Raw genomic sequence first — 18,549 nt, forward strand, 5'->3', positions numbered from 1 at the left:
TTTTTTTATTTAACTAGGAGGTTATAACAATGAGCGGAATTATAGCGACGTATTTAATCCATGACGATTCACTTAACTTAGACAAAAAGGCTGAACAAATTGCACTCGGTTTAACAATTGGCTCTTGGACTCATTTGCCACATTTATTACAAGAACAATTAAAACAACATAAAGGCAACGTCATTCATATTGAGGAATTAGATGAACAAGAACATATCAATTCGTATCTACGCAAAAAAGTAAAACGTGGGATTATTAAAATCGAATACCCATTATTAAATTTCAGTCCAGATTTACCAGCGATTTTAACAACTACATTCGGAAAGTTATCACTTGATGGCGAAGTGAAATTAATTGACTTAACGTTTTCAGACGAATTAAAAAAGCACTTCCCTGGTCCAAAATTCGGTATAGACGGTATTCGAAATCGTGTACAAGTGTATAACCGCCCCCTTTTAATGAGCATTTTCAAAGGAATGATTGGACGAAATATTGGATACTTAAAAACTCAATTACGCGATCAAGCAATTGGTGGTGTGGATATCGTAAAAGATGATGAAATTTTATTCGAGAACTCCTTAACACCACTTGCAAAGCGAATTGTATCTGGAAAAGAAGTTTTACAATCCGTATATGAAACATACGGCCATAAAACATTATATGCCGTAAATTTAACAGGACGAACTTTCGACTTAAAAGAAAATGCGAAACGCGCAGTGCAAGCTGGTGCTGATATTCTATTATTTAATGTATTTGCTTACGGACTAGATGTACTACAATCACTGGCAGAAGATGATGAAATCCCAGTTCCTATTATGGCACACCCTGCTGTAAGTGGTGCTTATTCAGCATCCAAGCTATATGGGGTCTCATCTCCATTATTACTTGGAAAGCTACTACGTTATGCTGGTGCTGATTTTTCTTTATTCCCGTCTCCATATGGAAGTGTTGCGTTAGAAAAGGAAGATGCTTTCAACATTTCAAACTATCTAACTGAAGACGATGCGTTTTTCAAGAAAAGTTTCTCTGTCCCATCTGCTGGCATTCATCCTGGTTTCGTTCCCTTTATTCTACGAGACTTCGGTAAAGATGTTGTTATTAATGCGGGCGGCGGCATACATGGGCATCCGTATGGGGCGCAAGGTGGTGGAAAGGCTTTCCGTACTGCAATTGATGCTACTTTGCAAGGTAATCTACTCCATGAAGTAGATGACATAAATTTGCATAGCGCACTACAAATATGGGGAAATCCCTCTTATGAGGTGAAATTATGAGTATTCAAGTATTTTGTGATTTCGATGGTACGATTACAAATAACGATAACATTATGTCGATTATGGAAAAATTCGCACCACCAGAAGCAGAAGAAATAAAGCAAAGAATTTTATCACAAGAGCTTTCTATTCAAGAAGGTGTTTCTCAATTATTTCAATTGCTACCTACTAATTTGCATGATGATATAATTCAATTTTTAAAAGAAACTGCCGAAATTCGTAGTGGCTTTCGTGAATTTATACAATTTGTAAATGAAAATAATATTTCTTTTTACGTTGTATCAGGTGGAATGGATTTCTTCGTCTATCCACTCTTACAAGGAATCATTCCAAAAGAGCAAATTTACTGTAATGAAACAGACTTTTCAAATGAATACATTACAGTTAAGTGGCCTAACCCTTGTGATCATCACTGTCAAAATCATTGTGGATTATGTAAATCATCTTTAATCCGCAAATTAAGTGATACAAATAATTTCCATATTGTAATCGGAGATTCTATTACTGATTTACAAGCTGCGAAACAAGCAGATAAAGTATTCGCTCGCGATTTCCTTATTACAAAGTGTAAAGAAAATCATATTGTTTATACACCGTTTGAAACATTTCACGATGTTCAAGCTGAATTAAAACATTTGTTGGGGGTGAAATCATGAAACAACTGTTTCGTCAATGGTATGACTTAAGCGAGATTAAAAAAGAATTAACAACTCGAAATTGGTTTCCAGCAACAAGTGGCAATATTTCTATAAAAGTTAGTCATGAGCCGCTTACTTTCCTTATTACAGCAAGCGGTAAAGATAAAACAAAAACCACTCCAGATGATTTTCTATTAGTAGATCATGCAGGAGTTCCCGTTTTAGAGACTGAATTACGCCCTTCAGCAGAAACAATATTGCATACACATATTTATAACAATACGAATGCCGGGTGCGTACTTCATGTTCATACAACGGATAACAATGTCATCACAAATTTGTATAGCGATACAGTCACCCTTCAAAATCAAGAAATCATTAAAGCTCTTGATATTTGGGAGGAAGGTGCAACAATTCACATTCCTATTATCGAAAACCATGCTCATATCCCAACACTTGGGGAGAACTTCCGAAAACATATACAAGGAGATTCGGGAGCAGTATTAATTCGAAATCACGGCATCACTGTATGGGGCCGAGATAGCTTTGATGCAAAGAAAAGATTAGAAGCTTATGAGTTTTTATTCCAATTTCATATAAAACTATTATCAATTCAAGGAGGCGTTTCTAATGGCGCAAATTCGTATTCATGAAGTAAATACTCGCATTGAGAATGAAGTGGAAGTATCAAAATTTCTACAAGAGGAAGGCGTTTTATATGAGAAATGGAATATTTCTAAACTTCCTACTCATTTAAATGAAAATTATTCGTTAACAGATGATAACAAAGCTGAAATATTAACTGTTTTTTCAAAAGAAATCGCTGATGTTTCAGCACGCCGAGGTTATAAAGCGCATGATGTAATTTCACTTTCAAGTAGCACACCTAACCTTGACGAATTATTAATTAATTTCCAAAAAGAACACCATCATACTGATGATGAAGTTCGCTTTATTGTCAGTGGCCATGGCATCTTTGCTATTGAAGGCAAAGATGGAAAATTCTTTGACGTTGAACTTGAGCCAGGCGACCTAATCTCTGTTCCTGAAAATGCAAGACATTATTTTACTTTGCAGGATGATCGTCAAGTTGTAGCTATTCGTATTTTTGTTACAACTGAAGGCTGGTTTCCAATCTATTAAGGTAGCTAGTTGAATAAAAGGACTTGGACCCCCTTTTCCAACCTTTTATTCACTCTACATATATACATCCTCCTATGGAACAGGCTTATTTCAAAAAATGAAATAGGCCTGATTTTTTATTTATTCAAAGCATCTTTCCTCTTCTTCCAAGAAACAATCTATCCACTCGATTTTTCAAGTGTATTTCTCAACCCTTTTTGAACATTTGTTGAACTTTTTTTGAATTCTTTCTGAAAATTCTGTTTTATATATGATATACTACAACTAATAAGAAGGAAAATAATATTGCAAACAGAGGGGGATAATCATGAGTTTACTTATCGCACTTATACTAGGAGTTTTATGCGGAGCTATTCCTGTTATTTTAGGAGCTATTATGGAAGAGTTAGAAGTTGGTGTTTTAGGTTTTGTCGCCTCTTGTGTAAGCGCTTTATTTTTTGGTTTATACGGCGCTATTCCTGTTGCTATTCTGTGCGCATTTTATATATTACGCCACGCTCGCTCAAAACAATTTGGCGCTAACCACATGGCGCAAGTTATCCCATTCCCGGTTGAACGGTGCCGTCGAGCTTCTAGCTTATAATTATAAAAGTGAAATATATTTACCTAAATAAATAAAAGTCCTCAAATGAGGACTTTTATTTATTTTCTTCTAGAAATTGAAACAATTCTTGTAGATGTAACGCATCTTCACTATAGCTAACAGACACATGACATATATCGTCAATCTCAGCTTGCATATAAAGATCCACTCCATCACGATCATATTTTAATGCCAAATAAAACTCCATTTCTTCTAACATCTTTTTTGAAGTTCGAATGACATAATGCCCTTTCTCATCTCTTCCATATTCAAAGTTTGGTTCAAAATCATATTTTTGTTTAAAGGCTTCCTTTTGTTTTTCATTGATTTGTATACAAGTTGCTCGCTGCACAGCATCAATCATCTCATCAAACTTTTGGAGATCCATCTCATTTACCCCCTTATATACTTTTTATATAACACTTGTGTTCCGCTATTTTCTTCTCCATCCATAATTAACTCTTCATACAATTCTTTCGCCAAGCTTAAACCTGGTACTGGTAATTGTAATTTTTCAGCCTCATCTAAAGCGATTTTCATATCTTTCATAAAATGCTTTACGTAAAACCCTGGCTCAAAGTCTCCTTTTAACATTCGAGGAGCTAAATTATTTAATGACCAACTACCTGCTGCACCTGTTGAAATACTCTCTAATACTTTATCTGGATTTAGTCCAGCCTTTTTCGCGTAAGCAACAGCTTCACATACTCCAATCATGTTGGATGCAATTGCAATTTGATTGCACATTTTCGTATGTTGTCCACTCCCAGCTGGTCCTTGTAACTGAATATTTGTTCCTAGTTTTTCAAATAACGGTAAACATCTATCATATATGTCTTTCTCTCCACCGACCATAATTGCAAGTCTTGCTTCTTTAGCACCAACATCTCCTCCAGATACTGGGGCATCTAACGTAAATACATTCTTTCTTTTACCAACTTCATTTATACGTTTTGCCAATGTTGGTGTAGATGTCGTAAAATCAATGGCTATCGTGCCTTCATTTGCATTCTCTATAATCCCTTCACTTCCAAAGTACACTTCTTCAACATCATGTGGATATCCAACCATAGTCATTACAACATCTACTTGCTTCACTAACTCTTTCGGTGTATCACACCAATTTGCACCATCTTGTACTAAAGAATCTGTCTTCGCTTTCGTTCTATTATATACATATACTTTATGACCTTCTTGCATTAAATGACGAACCATACTTTTTCCCATTACACCAATACCGATGAAACCTATTGATAAAATTTTGTTTTCCATATTCTCATCCCCTTTGTTCTAATAAATCATTTACCATCTTTCGAAACTCATTATTAAAATCATCATCCATACTATTTTTCACATTTGAAAATAAAATAACAAAAGTCCCTTTTTCTTTATTAAAATTATTGAAAGTGTTCCAACCAGATAGTACACCATGATTATGAAAATAATCTGGGTATATATAAAAACTAAATGCATATTTCCGTTCTTCTGAAGGCGAAAACATCGCTTGCATACTTTGTTCAGAAAGAAGTTTCCCATTTATAATTGCTTCGTCTAATTTCTTCATATCTCCAACTGTCGTATACATCTCGCCGCAACCGTATAACCAATCCATTGACAATTTTTGTGCAGGTTCAAGTACATTATCTTTCTTAACGTACCCTTTAGTAAAATGCTGATCTCCCGGAGCCATATTTCCCATACCAGATTCGTGCATTTCTGCTTTAATAAATATATTTTCTTTTATGTAATCTCCTAACGTTTTTTTTGATATGCTTTCTATAATATAAGCAAGCACCATATAATTATAATCTGTATATCTCCAACCTGCTCCTGGTGGAAACTCTACTTTTTGACTTCCAATCCAATTTACTAAGTTTATACGAGAAGCCGCATTCACTTTTCCTTTGCCGCTTTCCGGTAAACCCGATGTATGCGTTAATAAATGATATAAAGTGATATTTTTATCTGCTGGAAATGAAGGAATATATGTATTTACATTTTCCTGAATGTTTAATTTCCCTTGTTCTTGTAGCTGTAAAATAGATGTAGCAACTACTGTTTTCGTAATAGAACCGATACGATATTTTGTTTGAGGTGTATTTTCTATTTTATTTTGAACATCAGCATATCCATATCCTTTATTCAATATAACACGCTCTTTATCAGTCACCAAAACTGTCCCATTAAATTGCTTTCCTACTAAATATTGATCTAATTTTTGAGATATACTAGCATAATCAATTTGTCTCTCTTCTTTTTTTTCTATATTATCTTGCACTTCTGACCCAATAGCCGGGGCCACATTAGTAGTTAACACTGTTTGTTCCATTACACTGGGAGCATAGAAAGCATAGTATACTCCGCCGCAAACAACAGTACATAATGAAGCAACTACTATTATTTTTTTTATCATATTGTTCCTCCATAATTACTTCATTACATATGGTCTCCCTACTACTATTATCAGGCAATAAAAAAAAATCGCAACAATTAGTTGCGAAAAATCACATTTTTTCTTTTCTATATATACATACCTGATTTTTCCCATTTTTTTTCGCTTCATATAATGCAATGTCCGCTCGCTGCATTAATTCTTCTCTTGTAATTCCTTTCTCATATAACGCTACTCCAAAACTCGCTGTTAATTTCGAAATTCCAGAGAATTGTTTTGTTTCAATAAAAAAGCGCAATGATTCTGCAACTTGAAATGCTTCTTTTTCTACTGTATTTGTCACTAATATAATAAATTCTTCTCCTCCCCATCTTGCAAATACATGTTGTTGCTCTACTTTAGACTTCATAAGTTCTGCAAGTTGTATTAATGCTAAGTCTCCAAAATCATGACCATATGTGTCATTTACTGTTTTAAAATTATCTATATCAAATAATATAATTGCCACTTTTTCATCGTTACGTATCACATTATCCCACTCTACCTCTAATATTTGTTGGAACTTCAAACGATTATAAATCTCTGTCAATGAATCTATCATGGCAAGTCTTTCTTGTTCTTGATAGATTTCATCTAATTCTGTAATCTCTGTACACTTTACAATAAATCTCGATAAATCTTCTGGTAACGGCGTCGCACGTAATAAAAAGGTTGATACAATTCCTTCATAATTAGACATCTTAATTCTTCTATCATATGATAATGTATCATCTAACCATGTTATATCATGAGTCGTCGAATAATATCCATTTTCTCTAATAAAATGTTCGGCAAACACTAAATGTTGCTCACGATAATCAAACAAATTTTCATATCCAAAAAACTCTAAAAAATTCGTATTACAATCAACAATCTCATCATCTTCTACTATAAATAATAGATCATTGTGAAAATCAAACATCATCTGCAGTAGTTCTTGTTGCAAACTTACTTGCCGCACTAAAGAAAGTTGATACAAACTTTTATTTACTTCTTCTAACACTACTTGTGGAGTTACTGGGGCTATCACAATATTACGTATTCCTAACGTAAGCACCTCTGTAAACTCATTTGTTATTTGTTGATCCCAAATGACAATGAATGTACTATGTGGATTATACATATTCTTTATATATTTTATTTGAGAAAAATCTGTTACATACATAATTACAATATGCGGTTTAGTCTTATGAAACAATAGTTCTCCTTCTTCAAAACTATTTGCTATAAACATACATTTGGGATGAATATTTTCAATCGTTTGTTGATGTGTGCATCCATTTTCTATATAAAGGACATTTAACTTAAGATCTTGTAGTACATTTTGGAAAACCGTATTCTCTAATAAAAAATGTAGTATGTTCATCACTAGTCTTCACTCACTTCATATATCTTGTTCTACAGAATTCCTCACAAACGTTTTATAAATAGCTATTCCCAAAAACTTTAATGCGTGAGGGATACATAGCAACAAGCTAATTGAGAATGTAATCTTCGCTTTTTCACTCTATAAATTCCTTTTTTAGTGTATGATTATAGGAATTGTATCGTTTGTATGAATGCCCTAGCTTACTCTTTAAAACTTGACAATTAAAATAAAGATATTATATTCTTAAACTCGACAACTTACAAAATGTAAGTAGAAGATATTACATTTATTTTCAAATAATTTGATATATAATTTGGAGGATATATAATGACAAACGATAACTTTTTTAACGTTCTATATGAACGCACGTCTACACGTGCATTCAACCCAGACAAAGAAATTTCATCGACAGAATTACATGAAATTTTAAAAGCAGCTGCACAAGCACCTTCTGCTTGGAACCTGCAACACTGGAAATTCCTTGTTTTCCAAGGAGAAGATGTACAAAAACGATTACATCCAATTGCTTATAACCAACAACAAATTCTCGATGCTTCCGCAGTAGTCGCTGTTTTAGGTGATTTAGAAGCTTATAAAAATGTTGCACCCGTTTATGGTCCAATTGTTGAACAAGGCTTTATGAAAGAAGAAGCAAAAGAGCGTTTAGCTAAAAATATTGAATCTGCATATACTCGTGAACAATTCCCAAGAGATGCTGCTTTTTCAAATGCATCTTTAGCAGCAATGCAACTTATGCTTGCAGCTAAAGCAACTGGCTGGGACACTTGCGCTATCGGTGGTTTCAATCCACAAGCACTTACAGAAGAATTCAATGTTTCATCTCGATACGTACCAATTATGCTTATTACAATTGGTGAATCAACTTTAAAAGGCCACCCTGCACCACGAATGAGCGTAGAGCAAGTGAGTGAATGGGCAAAATAGTAAAAACGAAGGTAATTTCATTACCTTCGTTTTTTTATACTCTGTCACACATCCGTAATATTACAATGTGTTATTCGATATCTACAGATAGATAAACAGTACAGTTTATGTTAATTCCATAAACAAATATGACGTTTTGTGTCGAAATTTGTTAAAGTATCGAAATATAACCGTGTATTTTTGTTACAATTATGATACAATGATAACAAATAGATAACAAGAGAGGGATTTTCATTGAGTTCATACGGAAGCTTTATCGCACTTTTAAGTTACATAGTAACTGTACTACTTCTATATTTTATTGGCGATGCTGCAAACATATCAGTGTTACAATTCCCAAAAGAAGAAGCGTTCCAATTAGACGCAGAAAAACATACTGCACGATCCATTGCACCATTACTGTTAGCTCTCCCAGTATATATCATTGTTTTATATAAAAGTAAAAAAGTGTAAAGCCTACCTATTTCATTCATTTTGGTGGTCTTTACACTTTTTTGTGATATTTCCCCTATTTTAAACATCATTCCGTACTAAACACCCAGCTAGTCTTTTAAAATGAGAAAATACCCTAGAAAAAATTCCACGCTCTGTCCAGTCACTAACTACCGAACTTACATAGATTATAAGTGTGAAGGGGGTGATGAGGATTATGTTTGGATCATTTGGATGCTGTGATAACTTTAGAGACTGTCATCATCATGAAAGAGAGTGCAGACATCATGAGAAAGAGAAAGAAGTAGTTAAGCCACAACAACCAGCTGTATGTAACGTACTTGCTAGCATTTCAGTTGGAACAGAGCTTTCTCTTTTAAGCATTAGAGGTAATGGTACTTTCAACAATGTAATTTTTGAAGGTTTCGCTAACGGTGTTGCTCTTTTCTCTGCTTTAGCTCGTAATAATGATAAAGACGACAAAGATAACAATAAAGACGATAAGAACAATCAAAATCGAAATACTTTTACTGGCATTTTACGTGTATGCCCTACTGATATCGTTGCAATCGCTATCTAATTCTGTTCTTTATCCTCGATAGTAAGCTAATAAGATTTACTTTTCTTATAGAAAAAACCTGAGACCGATTTCAAATCGACTCAGGTTTTTTTATGATTATATGCTTTTAACTAATTCAACAACTTCTTCAGCAGTTGACATTGTTAATGCTTTTTCTGCTAATGTTTCCATTTCTGCTTTTGACAACTTGCTTAGTTGTGTTCTTGCAGGAAGGATAGATGTTGCACTCATACTGAACTCATCTAAGCCTAATCCTAATAATAATGGGATAGCAAGTGAATCTCCCGCCATCTCACCACACATACCAGCCCATTTGCCCTCTTTATGAGCAGCATCGATAACCATTTTTACAAGACATAAAATAGATGGGTTATATGGTTGGTATAAGTAAGCTACACGCTCGTTCATACGGTCTGCAGCCATTGTGTATTGGATTAAGTCATTTGTTCCGATAGAGAAGAAATCAACTTCTTTTGCGAATTGATCTGCTAATACTGCTGAAGCTGGAATTTCAACCATCATACCCACTTCAATAGAATCAGAAACAGTTGTACCCGCTTCTACAAGCTTTGCTTTCTCTTCTAATAAGATCGCTTTCGCTTGACGGAACTCATCAAGAGTTGCAATCATTGGGAACATAATTTTTAAGTTACCGTATACGCTAGCACGAAGTAATGCACGAAGTTGTGTACGGAACACATCTTGTTCATCAAGACATAAGCGAATTGCACGGTATCCTAAGAATGGGTTCATTTCTTTTGGTAAATGTAAGTATGGAAGCTCTTTATCTCCACCGATGTCAAGTGTACGAACAACGACAGGTTGACCTTCTTTTACACCTTGAAGAACTGCTTTATACGCCTCGAACTGCTCTTCTTCTGTTGGAAGATTGTCACGGCCCATGTATAAGAATTCTGTACGGTATAAACCAACGCCTTCTCCGCCATTATCGATAATACCTTGTACATCATTTGGTGTTCCGATATTAGCAACAAGCTCAACGTGATGTCCATCGCTTGTTACAGTAGCTTGGTCTTTTAATTTTGCCCATATTGCTTTTTGCTCTTCAAATTTCGCTTTCTTTTCTTCAAAAGAACGAAGAGTTTCTTCCGATGGGTTTACAATTACTTCTCCATCTAAACCATCGATGATTACGATATCGCCGTTTTGGATTTTCTCCATAACAACTTTCGTACCAACAACTGCAGGAATTTCCATAGAACGAGCCATAATTGCAGAGTGAGATGTACGTCCACCGATATCAGTCGTGAAACCTTTTGCATACTTACGGTTTAACTGAGCTGTATCAGATGGTGTTAAATCTTCAGCAATAATGATTACTTCTTCAGAAATTGTACCAGGGTTTGAGAAGTTAATTCCTAGTAAATGTGCAAGAACGCGTTTTGTTACGTCACGAATGTCCGCAGCACGTTCTTTCATATATTCGTTATCCATGTTTTCAAACATAGAAATAAACATTGATGCAACTTCATCCATTGCAAATTCAGCATTTACTTTTTCGCTATTTACTTTATCTTTTACCGGATTTACTAGTTCTGGATCATTTAATACTAATAAATGTGCTTCAAAGATCGCAGCTTTATCAGCACCCAGCTCAGCAAAAGCGTGGTCCTTAATTGCTTCTAATTCAGTTTTTGCTTTCTCAAGCGCAGCGTCTAAGCGTGCAATTTCAGCAGCTTCGTTTGTAATTGATTTCTTTTCAATGTTAAATTCAGGATTCTCAAGTCTGAAAGCCTTTGCAATAGCAATCCCACTTGATGCAGCGATCCCTTGAATATTAAGAGTCATTATTCTCCTAATCCTTCGTTTTTCATAGTTTCTTCGATAGCTGCTAGTGCTTGAGCTGCATCATCACCATTTGCAGTGATTTTAATTTCTGCGTTTTGTTGAATGCCTAAAGACATAACGCCCATGATTGATTTTAAGTTAACGTTTTTTCCGTTATACTCTAAGTTAATGTCAGAACCAAATTTGCTTGCAGTGTTTACAAGTAGAGTTGCTGGACGTGCATGAATTCCTGAGTCGCTAGTTACTTTAAAGATTTTTTCCATGATAATTTATCTCCTTTAAATTACAGTTTTTTTAGTTGTATAGACGTGAGTACTACATCATCTATTGTATATAATAGGCGATGTTCGGTCAACCACATCGCCTATTATAATTATAAACATTTTGCGTCAAATTCCTACTGAATGTCAATAATAGCGTTTTCGCCCTTCTTAACATTTCCATCTTTTTTCAATTCGACTTGTTGCCCTTGTTGTAAATTTGTAAATACAATTGGCGTAATAATAGATGGTGCATTTTCTTTTACGAATGCAAGATCTACTTTTAATAATGGCTGTCCTTGTTTCACTTTGTCGCCTTGCGCTACAAGTGCCTCAAATCCTTCACCATTTAATTTTACAGTATCAATACCAAAGTGAATTAATATCTCTTTTCCACCCTCAGATTGAATACCAATCGCATGCTTTGTAGGGAATACATTGACGATCTCACCATTAACTGGAGAAACTACTGTTCCTTCTGTTGGCTCGATTGCAAATCCGTCTCCCATCATTTTTCCTGAGAATACTTGATCAGGTACTTCTGTAATCGGTAAGATTTTCCCTTCAATTGGTGATACGATTGTTTCATTTTCATCAACTTTTTGAGGAGTTTCTTCTACCTTTACAGGCTCTTCTTTTTCAATATGAGGTGTACGACCTGACATAATATCATGAATTTGTGATTTTAATGTGTCAGATTTTGGTCCGAAAATAGCTTGAATGTTATTTCCAACTTCAAGTACACCAGCCGCTCCAAGTTCTTTTAAGCGGTCTTTGTTTACATTCTTTTGTTCGTTAACTTGAACACGTAAACGAGTAATACAAGCATCTAAAGAAGCAATGTTTTCTTTACCACCAAGTGCTACTAATACTTCTCGAGGAAGTTCACCTGCTTCTGTTTTTCCTGCGCCGTCATTCGCATTTGCTACTTCACGACCAGGTGTTTTTAAATTCCATTTACGGATTGCAAAGCGGAATCCGAAGTAGTAAATAACTGCTAGTACAAGACCAACAATAATTACCCACCACCATGCTGTACGGCCTGGTAATACACCGAATAACATAAAGTCGATTAAACCACCAGAGAATGTCATACCAATTTTAACACCTAAAATTTGCATTGTCATAAATGATAGACCAGCAAATACAGCGTGAATTCCGAATAATACTGGTGCTACGAATAAGAATGAAAATTCAAGTGGTTCTGTAATACCTGTTAAGAAAGATGTTAATGCAGCAGAACCTAAAATACCAGCTGCTAATTTTTTATTTTCTGGACGTGCTTCATGGTACATTGCTAAAGCTGCTGCTGGAAGACCGAACATCATGAACGGATACTTACCAGTTGTAAATGTACCTGCTGTTAATTCTACACCATCTTTTAACTGTGCCATAAAGATTTTTTGGTCACCGCGGATTAATTCGCCAGCCGCATTTGTGTACTGACCAAATTCGAACCAGAACGGTGAATAGAAAATGTGATGTAATCCAAATGGAATTAATGAACGTTCAATTAAACCAAAAATAAATGCTGCTAATGTTCTATTCGCATCAATCATTTGATGTGAGAACGTATTTAAGCCACCTTGAATGTATGGCCAAATGAAGCACATGATAATACCTACTACTAAAGAGAATGTTGCAGTTGCGATCGGTACGAAACGCTTACCTGCAAAGAAACCTAAGTATGAAGGTAATTCAATATTGAAGTATTTATTATAGCAATATGCCGCTACTATACCGACGATAATACCACCAAATACTCCTGTTTGTAGCGTTGGAATTCCTAATACATTCGCATATGCTGGATCTGCAAATCCAATTTTCACTGGGTCTGCTCCAGAACTTGTTACTTTTACTAACTTATCTACTTCTAAGAACACACTCATCGTTTTGTTCATAATTAGGTAGCCAACGAATGCTGCTAAACCAGCTACTCCGTCTCCACCCGCTAAACCAATTGCTACCCCAACTGCGAATAATAATGCAAGGTTAGCGAAAATAATATCACCAGATTGTTCCATAATTTTTGCAACCATTACGAACCAATCTGCTTTTAAAGCAGGAATAACATTTGTTAACTGTGGATTTTGAAATGCATTACCAAATCCAAGTAAAATACCTGCTGCCGGTAAAATCGCTACTGGAAGCATTAACGCTTTCCCGACTTTTTGAAGAACACCAAAGATCTTCTTAAACATGGAAACCCTTCCTCTCTTATCTATATTGATACCTTCCGACAAACGCCAAAAAGGCATGAGGAAAAAAAGATAGAACGATAGCTATACAAAGGGTAGTATATCCCTTTCTCTAGCTTACATTCCTGGCTTTTCTCCACTCATGCCTGATCGAATCAGTAACACGTGTCAAAAATAGGTTTACGTATAAGTTCACTATAATTAAGGCAAACGTTTTCGTTACTTACCTTAATGTGTTTGTCGAAATTTGTATAACTTTGCAATAGTTATTATACATAACTATTGTAAGCGATTCAATGATTTTTTTTAACGTTTTCATTTTAGACAAAAATATATGTCTTTTTACACATGCTCCGCTTTCACTAATCGTTGCAAGTGCATTGTTAAATAAATACTTTCAGCTTCATATACAGGCAATTGCAATTCTTTTTGCATGACCTTAACTAGCTTCCAGGCTAAATTATAACAGACGGGATATTCTGCCTTTAATAAATCAGCAAAGCTTTGTGATTCCTCAACTTTTTCTCCCTTTTTCACCCGTTCAATAGCATATTGCAAATGACGAATAAGGCGCAAATAGTGAATACTTTCTTGGTCTAATGTAATTTGTAAGCTTGTTTCAATTAAAGATACAAGTTGTGCGATGAGACGGGAGTTTTGATTAACTGAAGATAAATCTGAATTTGTAAGTGAACTGTAAATATGGAGTGCAATAAAACCAATTTCTCCTTCTGGCAATGTAATTTGCAAACGAGAATTTAAAAGGTCTACAACACCTTCAGCAATTTCATATTCTTCTGGATACAGCATTTTCGTTTCAACCAGAAAAGGATTATCTATTGTAAGTCCTTGTTTTAACCGCTTAACTGCAAAAGAAATATGATCTGTTAAAGCGATGTGAATATGTTCATTTAATGGCGATTTTGCCTTGTCTTGAATGTAGAACATAATGTCATTCATTAATTCAATTAATTTTTCACTCACATGCGGCACTAACAGTTTGTATTGTTCTCGATCACGTTCATTTTTTAAAACAAACATTTTTTCAATTTGTTCTTGCTCCAATACATCTTTCGCTTTTTTTCCAAATCCAATTCCTTTACCAATCACTACTACTTCCTCGTGTTCAGGATGGCTAGCAATGATGACATTATTATTTAAAACTTTTTTAATTTCTAGATAATTACTCATATAACACCACCCTCGTACTTAAATAGCCTGCTTTTATGTTACAGAATATTCTTCTTTGTCGTCAATGTAAAACATCTACCATTTAATAAAAATTCATTTTTTAGACATGTTTGTATATGATGCGTATAATGTAAGGGCAACTGTACATAGAAAGGAGATTGCAACATGATTAAAATGTTTGTAAGTGATATTGATGGAACAATGATGCAACACGGAGGTTTTATCGACGAACAAGATGTTATCGCTTTGCGCAGCTTAGCTGAACAAAATGTAATTCTTTGTTTCGCTTCTGGAAGACTTGATAATGAAATTGCAGACTTAATGAGAGCGGTTAATACAAATTTCCATCGTATTAGTGTAAATGGTGTTTTTGTATATACACATGAAAATAAGAAGCTATTATCTGCAACTTTCGATTCCAGCATTCTTCCAGATTTGTTAGCTATGACAAATGAAGACCCTTATTTCCGTTATGTAAGTGATGAACATAACTACTACATTGAAGAAAAAACACCGTTTATTCATGAACTTGAACAACAAGTAACGATGACTTCTGTTGAAGAACCTAATCTATTACAGAAAATTGATGATACAATTTTTCCAAATAAAATTTCTGTCGGTGGAACGAAGGAAAGCTTACAACTCCTTCAGAAAAAAATTGATGAAAAATTTCATGGGAAAGTTAGCACCTTCATTTCAGCAGAACAATGTTTAGATGTAATGCCACCTAATATTAGTAAAGGTTCTGCTATTTCTATTTTATTAAAAGAATTCCAAATACAACCAGAGGAAATTGCTTGCATAGGGGATTCTTATAATGATATTCCAATGTTCTCTTTAACTCCTCACAGTTTTGCTATGTCTCAAGCAGATGACGCAGTAAAAGAGCACGCTCACTATGTAGTAAATACGGTTAAAGATGCTGTTAACCACGTAATTACTCATAATAAAAATACGACTCACTCCTTATAAGGATGAGTCGTATTTTTATTTCTTTACATGTTAAACACTTTAAAATTCACTGTACTTTACAAACTGAAATATATTATTTGTTACGTGCGATGTTTGTAATAAATTTATAACGATCCCCACGATAAATACATTTCACATACTCTAACGGTATCTCACCTTCTGAATATGACCATTGGCGCATTACAAGCACAGGCGCCTTTTTAGGAATATGCAGATGTTCAGCTTCATTATCCGTTGCAATGGAAGCTTCAATTGATTGAGTAGCGCTAACAAGCTTAAAGCCCAGTTTTTTCTCTAAATGTTCATATAAAGATTGTTGCAATATTTCTTCGTTAATATCTTTTACAAGAGCTGGCGACAAATATGTCGTCTCAAAAGCAATCGGTTCATCATCAGCTAAGCGAATACGCCTCACTTCATAAACCGACTCCCCCTCCTGTATTCTCAACCGGTCTGCTATTTTCGCAGTAGCTGGAACGAGGCGGAAACTAAGTAATTGACTACTTGGGTTCATCCCGCGAGAAATCATATCTTCTGTGAATCCCGTCATTCCTTGCAATTTTTGTTCCACTTTCGGAAGTTGGACAAACGTTCCAATTCCACGTTTCCGATATAAATAGCCTTGTTCCACTAAATTATTAATCGCCTGTCTGATTGTCATACGACTCACTTCGAACTTATCACAAAGTTCATTCTCAGATGGGATTTTGTCTCCCGGCTTCCATTCGCCGTCCTCAATTAGCTGTTTCACCCACTCTTGAATCTGATAATAGATCGGAAATGGTGAATACTTGTCGATGTTCATCAGCAATCGCCTCACTGCATAAAGATAGAGCTTCTTGATCAGCGATTACGGTTACATTCGGATGACGTTGTAAAACTGTAGCAGGACACGCTTCACTATATTCACCTTGCAATAACTCTTTAAGTGCTTCTGCCTTTTTAGGCCCCATAGCAACAAGTAGAATTTGTTTTGCTTTCATAATGCTTCCAATTCCCATTGTAATCGCATGAGTTGGCACATCTTCTTCTTTTTCGAAGAAACGAAGGTTTGCTTGGCGTGTAGATTCTGTTAATTCAACAATGTTAGTTGGAGAATTAAATGCTGTTCCTGGCTCGTTAAATCCGATGTGACCGTTTTCACCGATTCCAAGAATCTGTAGGTCAACTGGGTTAGCAGCTAGAATGCTCTCGTAACGTGTGCACTCTTCCTCTAAATCACTTGCCATCCCGTTTGGTACATAAGTTTGTTTAAATGGAAGATAATCAAACAACTGTTCTTGCATGAAATAGTGATAGCTGTTTTTATCTTCGTGTGGTAAATTTACGTACTCATCTAAGTTTACAGTGGTTACATGACTTGTATCAAGTTTATTTTTTCGCATTTCTGCATAAATACCTAATGGAGAGCTTCCTGTAGCCATTCCTAATGTTGGATTTTCTTTTGATTTTACAACTTCTTCAATTAATTTATAACCTGCTTCTGCTAATTCTTCTGGAGTTTTTACAACAAGAATATTCATTTAATTACTTCCCTTCCTTCATATGAATTCCTAAACGAACGGTATCATATACATGTAAATTTTCAGTCATCACAACAAAGTCTGCATCTTTCCCTACCGCTAACGCACCTTTATTATTTAATCCAAACTCTTCTGCCTGGTTAACTGATGTCATACGTACTGCGTCTTCGATTGAACATCCTGTAAATTCAATTACATTTCGGAAAGCTTGATCCATTTTTAGAATACTACCAGCTAACGTTCCATCTTCTAATCGAGCACTACCATCTTTTACATGTACTGGCTGTCCGCCAAGTTCATATAATCCATCTTCAAGACCTTTTGCTCGCATTGCGTCAGTAATGACACTTACTTTTTTCGGTCCTTTTAATTTATATGCTAATTTCACCATATCAGGGTGAATATGAATGCCATCTGTAATTACTTCAACCATTACATCTGGATTTAATAACACATGACCAACAACTCCTGGTTCACGGTGATGTAATCCACGCATTTGATTGTACAAATGTGTTGCATGTGTAATGTTTCTATTTTTTAGTTGCGCATCAATTGCATCTGTATGCCCCATTGTGCCAACAACACCAGTTTCAGCAAGATACTGTTCAAACTCTAATGCTCCTTCTTCCTCTGGTGCATATGTTACTAACTTAATTAAATTACCGCTTGCTTCCTGCCATTGTTTAAACTGTTCAATATTCGCAGGAACGATATGTTCTAGTGGTTGTGCACCTGCACGTTTTTTTGAAACATACGGTCCTTCTAAATGAATATATTCGAAATGTGCTCCTTTTTCTTTCGCTTCCTTTGCAGCACTTAGTGCCGCTTCTATTGCTTCTGGAGCTTGTGTCATTGTTGTCGGGAAGTAAGTTGTAACCCCTTCTTTTAACATTTCTTTACCTAGAGTTACTAATCCATCGCTATTTGCATCCATCGCATCAATATCGTATCCACCATGAATATGAACATCAATCATACCTGGAATTACAATCTTCCCTGTAGCATCAATAACAGTTTCATCTTCTTGTGGTACATATTGAGCCATCAAACCAATTTCTTTAATTGTTTCTGCGTAACGAATAAATCCGTTTCCCACTACTTCTTGACCTGTGTAAATTTTGGCATTGATGACAATTTGCGTTTTCATTTTCATCGACCCTTTCCCATAAACTTTCCTACTTGTTCTTATTACCTTATTCGC

General features: G+C 35.2%; 20 protein-coding genes. 9 read left to right on the forward strand and 11 right to left on the reverse strand.

Annotated elements, in window-relative coordinates:
- Positions 1 to 29: 29 nt before the first annotated feature.
- The 5 genes from mtnW (at position 30) to JDS95_RS04680 (ending at position 3,638) form a co-directional block, all read left to right on the forward strand.
- Entirely contained in the window at positions 30 to 1,274 is a 1,245-nt protein-coding gene (mtnW, locus tag JDS95_RS04660) for a 2,3-diketo-5-methylthiopentyl-1-phosphate enolase (RefSeq protein WP_000014210.1), read from the forward strand.
- Entirely contained in the window at positions 1,271 to 1,930 is a 660-nt protein-coding gene (locus tag JDS95_RS04665) for a 2-hydroxy-3-keto-5-methylthiopentenyl-1-phosphate phosphatase (RefSeq protein WP_000027452.1), read from the forward strand. The genes mtnW and JDS95_RS04665 overlap by 4 nt, the downstream gene beginning before the upstream one ends.
- Positions 1,927 to 2,565 (forward strand): methylthioribulose 1-phosphate dehydratase, encoded by a 639-nt coding sequence (locus JDS95_RS04670; RefSeq protein ID WP_000811318.1) that lies wholly within the window; start codon positions 1,927 to 1,929, stop codon positions 2,563 to 2,565. Before JDS95_RS04665 ends, JDS95_RS04670 begins: the two co-directional genes overlap by 4 nt.
- Positions 2,543 to 3,055, forward strand: coding sequence for a 1,2-dihydroxy-3-keto-5-methylthiopentene dioxygenase (locus tag JDS95_RS04675; RefSeq protein ID WP_199690301.1), 513 nt, complete (start codon positions 2,543 to 2,545; stop codon positions 3,053 to 3,055). Before JDS95_RS04670 ends, JDS95_RS04675 begins: the two co-directional genes overlap by 23 nt.
- Positions 3,056 to 3,362: 307 nt before the next feature.
- Complete coding sequence (locus JDS95_RS04680; RefSeq protein ID WP_000054649.1) at positions 3,363 to 3,638, forward strand: hypothetical protein; 276 nt, start codon at positions 3,363 to 3,365, stop codon at positions 3,636 to 3,638.
- Positions 3,639 to 3,693: 55 nt separating this feature from the next.
- Here the strand turns inward: JDS95_RS04680 and JDS95_RS04685 are convergent, their stop codons facing one another.
- The 4 genes from JDS95_RS04685 to JDS95_RS04700 form a co-directional block, all read right to left on the reverse strand.
- Positions 3,694 to 4,026: a DUF3909 family protein gene (locus tag JDS95_RS04685; RefSeq protein ID WP_000365606.1), complete on the reverse strand. Its 333-nt coding sequence runs from the start codon at positions 4,024 to 4,026 to the stop codon at positions 3,694 to 3,696.
- Between the two features lie 5 nt (positions 4,027 to 4,031).
- Complete coding sequence (locus JDS95_RS04690) at positions 4,032 to 4,910, reverse strand: NAD(P)-dependent oxidoreductase (RefSeq protein ID WP_000428222.1); 879 nt, start codon at positions 4,908 to 4,910, stop codon at positions 4,032 to 4,034.
- Between the two features lie 4 nt (positions 4,911 to 4,914).
- Complete coding sequence (locus JDS95_RS04695; protein WP_000591856.1) at positions 4,915 to 6,051, reverse strand: serine hydrolase domain-containing protein; 1,137 nt, start codon at positions 6,049 to 6,051, stop codon at positions 4,915 to 4,917.
- 91 nt (positions 6,052 to 6,142) lie between these two features.
- Positions 6,143 to 7,435 (reverse strand): GGDEF domain-containing protein, encoded by a 1,293-nt coding sequence (locus JDS95_RS04700; protein WP_139823525.1) that lies wholly within the window; start codon positions 7,433 to 7,435, stop codon positions 6,143 to 6,145.
- A 330-nt stretch (positions 7,436 to 7,765) separates the two neighbouring features.
- On the opposite strand from JDS95_RS04700, the gene JDS95_RS04705 reads away from it, so the two are divergent.
- From JDS95_RS04705 to JDS95_RS04715, 3 genes are all read left to right on the forward strand, one after another.
- A complete protein-coding gene (locus JDS95_RS04705) occupies positions 7,766 to 8,383 on the forward strand; it encodes a nitroreductase family protein (protein WP_000180373.1) in 618 nt (205 codons plus the stop codon).
- A 234-nt stretch (positions 8,384 to 8,617) separates the two neighbouring features.
- Complete coding sequence (locus JDS95_RS04710; protein ID WP_000100489.1) at positions 8,618 to 8,836, forward strand: hypothetical protein; 219 nt, start codon at positions 8,618 to 8,620, stop codon at positions 8,834 to 8,836.
- Positions 8,837 to 9,032: 196 nt separating this feature from the next.
- Positions 9,033 to 9,395 carry a DUF3915 family protein gene (locus JDS95_RS04715; protein WP_000468019.1) on the forward strand — a complete coding sequence of 121 codons (363 nt, stop codon included), beginning with the start codon at positions 9,033 to 9,035 and terminating at the stop codon, positions 9,393 to 9,395.
- A 96-nt stretch (positions 9,396 to 9,491) separates the two neighbouring features.
- Here the strand turns inward: JDS95_RS04715 and ptsP are convergent, their stop codons facing one another.
- The 4 genes from ptsP to glcT all read right to left on the reverse strand — a co-directional run bounded on the left by ptsP (position 9,492) and on the right by glcT (position 14,853).
- A complete protein-coding gene (ptsP, locus tag JDS95_RS04720) occupies positions 9,492 to 11,204 on the reverse strand; it encodes a phosphoenolpyruvate--protein phosphotransferase (RefSeq protein ID WP_000174210.1) in 1,713 nt (570 codons plus the stop codon).
- Positions 11,204 to 11,467 (reverse strand): phosphocarrier protein HPr, encoded by a 264-nt coding sequence (gene ptsH, locus JDS95_RS04725; RefSeq protein ID WP_000411080.1) that lies wholly within the window; start codon positions 11,465 to 11,467, stop codon positions 11,204 to 11,206. Before ptsH ends, ptsP begins: the two co-directional genes overlap by 1 nt.
- A 134-nt stretch (positions 11,468 to 11,601) precedes the next feature.
- Entirely contained in the window at positions 11,602 to 13,665 is a 2,064-nt protein-coding gene (gene ptsG / locus JDS95_RS04730; protein ID WP_000473185.1) for a PTS glucose transporter subunit IIABC, read from the reverse strand.
- 339 nt (positions 13,666 to 14,004) lie between these two features.
- On the reverse strand, positions 14,005 to 14,853 hold the full coding sequence (gene glcT / locus JDS95_RS04735; protein WP_000073862.1) for a glucose PTS transporter transcription antiterminator GlcT: 849 nt from the start codon (positions 14,851 to 14,853) through the stop codon (positions 14,005 to 14,007).
- Positions 14,854 to 15,018: 165 nt separating this feature from the next.
- Here glcT and JDS95_RS04740 point away from each other — a divergent pair, with 165 nt between their 5' ends.
- Positions 15,019 to 15,825: a Cof-type HAD-IIB family hydrolase gene (locus tag JDS95_RS04740; RefSeq protein WP_000594220.1), complete on the forward strand. Its 807-nt coding sequence runs from the start codon at positions 15,019 to 15,021 to the stop codon at positions 15,823 to 15,825.
- A gap of 73 nt (positions 15,826 to 15,898) precedes the next feature.
- On the opposite strand, the gene phnF is transcribed toward JDS95_RS04740, so the two are convergent.
- From phnF to nagA, 3 genes are read right to left on the reverse strand one after another with little or no spacing between them, the layout of a single operon-like run.
- A complete protein-coding gene (gene phnF, locus JDS95_RS04745) occupies positions 15,899 to 16,630 on the reverse strand; it encodes a phosphonate metabolism transcriptional regulator PhnF (protein WP_073990542.1) in 732 nt (243 codons plus the stop codon).
- On the reverse strand, positions 16,560 to 17,348 hold the full coding sequence (gene nagB / locus JDS95_RS04750) for a glucosamine-6-phosphate deaminase (RefSeq protein ID WP_001024200.1): 789 nt from the start codon (positions 17,346 to 17,348) through the stop codon (positions 16,560 to 16,562). Before nagB ends, phnF begins: the two co-directional genes overlap by 71 nt.
- A 4-nt stretch (positions 17,349 to 17,352) precedes the next feature.
- Complete coding sequence (gene nagA / locus JDS95_RS04755) at positions 17,353 to 18,495, reverse strand: N-acetylglucosamine-6-phosphate deacetylase (protein ID WP_033660784.1); 1,143 nt, start codon at positions 18,493 to 18,495, stop codon at positions 17,353 to 17,355.
- Between the last annotated feature and the right edge of the window lie 54 nt (positions 18,496 to 18,549).

Origin of the sequence: Bacillus cereus group sp. N24 (genome assembly GCF_016483345.1) — a bacterium.
In the GTDB taxonomy this organism is placed as follows: domain Bacteria; phylum Bacillota; class Bacilli; order Bacillales; family Bacillaceae_G; genus Bacillus_A; species Bacillus_A toyonensis.

Bases quoted from the DNA above. Each gene is read 5' to 3' on its own strand.
- mtnW (WP_000014210.1), top strand. From the start codon at position 30: ATGAGCGGAATTATAGCGACGTATTTAATCCATGACGATTCACTTAAC.
- JDS95_RS04665 (WP_000027452.1), top strand. From the start codon at position 1,271: ATGAGTATTCAAGTATTTTGTGATTTCGATGGTACGATTACAAATAAC.
- JDS95_RS04670 (WP_000811318.1), top strand. From the start codon at position 1,927: ATGAAACAACTGTTTCGTCAATGGTATGACTTAAGCGAGATTAAAAAA.
- JDS95_RS04675 (WP_199690301.1), top strand. From the start codon at position 2,543: ATGGCGCAAATTCGTATTCATGAAGTAAATACTCGCATTGAGAATGAA.
- JDS95_RS04680 (WP_000054649.1), top strand. From the start codon at position 3,363: ATGAGTTTACTTATCGCACTTATACTAGGAGTTTTATGCGGAGCTATT.
- JDS95_RS04685 (WP_000365606.1), bottom strand. From the start codon at position 4,026: ATGGATCTCCAAAAGTTTGATGAGATGATTGATGCTGTGCAGCGAGCA.
- JDS95_RS04690 (WP_000428222.1), bottom strand. From the start codon at position 4,910: ATGGAAAACAAAATTTTATCAATAGGTTTCATCGGTATTGGTGTAATG.
- JDS95_RS04695 (WP_000591856.1), bottom strand. From the start codon at position 6,051: ATGATAAAAAAAATAATAGTAGTTGCTTCATTATGTACTGTTGTTTGC.
- JDS95_RS04700 (WP_139823525.1), bottom strand. From the start codon at position 7,435: ATGAACATACTACATTTTTTATTAGAGAATACGGTTTTCCAAAATGTA.
- JDS95_RS04705 (WP_000180373.1), top strand. From the start codon at position 7,766: ATGACAAACGATAACTTTTTTAACGTTCTATATGAACGCACGTCTACA.
- JDS95_RS04715 (WP_000468019.1), top strand. From the start codon at position 9,033: ATGTTTGGATCATTTGGATGCTGTGATAACTTTAGAGACTGTCATCAT.
- ptsP (WP_000174210.1), bottom strand. From the start codon at position 11,204: ATGACTCTTAATATTCAAGGGATCGCTGCATCAAGTGGGATTGCTATT.
- ptsH (WP_000411080.1), bottom strand. From the start codon at position 11,467: ATGGAAAAAATCTTTAAAGTAACTAGCGACTCAGGAATTCATGCACGT.
- ptsG (WP_000473185.1), bottom strand. From the start codon at position 13,665: ATGTTTAAGAAGATCTTTGGTGTTCTTCAAAAAGTCGGGAAAGCGTTA.
- glcT (WP_000073862.1), bottom strand. From the start codon at position 14,853: ATGAGTAATTATCTAGAAATTAAAAAAGTTTTAAATAATAATGTCATC.
- JDS95_RS04740 (WP_000594220.1), top strand. From the start codon at position 15,019: ATGATTAAAATGTTTGTAAGTGATATTGATGGAACAATGATGCAACAC.
- phnF (WP_073990542.1), bottom strand. From the start codon at position 16,630: ATGAACATCGACAAGTATTCACCATTTCCGATCTATTATCAGATTCAA.
- nagB (WP_001024200.1), bottom strand. From the start codon at position 17,348: ATGAATATTCTTGTTGTAAAAACTCCAGAAGAATTAGCAGAAGCAGGT.
- nagA (WP_033660784.1), bottom strand. From the start codon at position 18,495: ATGAAAACGCAAATTGTCATCAATGCCAAAATTTACACAGGTCAAGAA.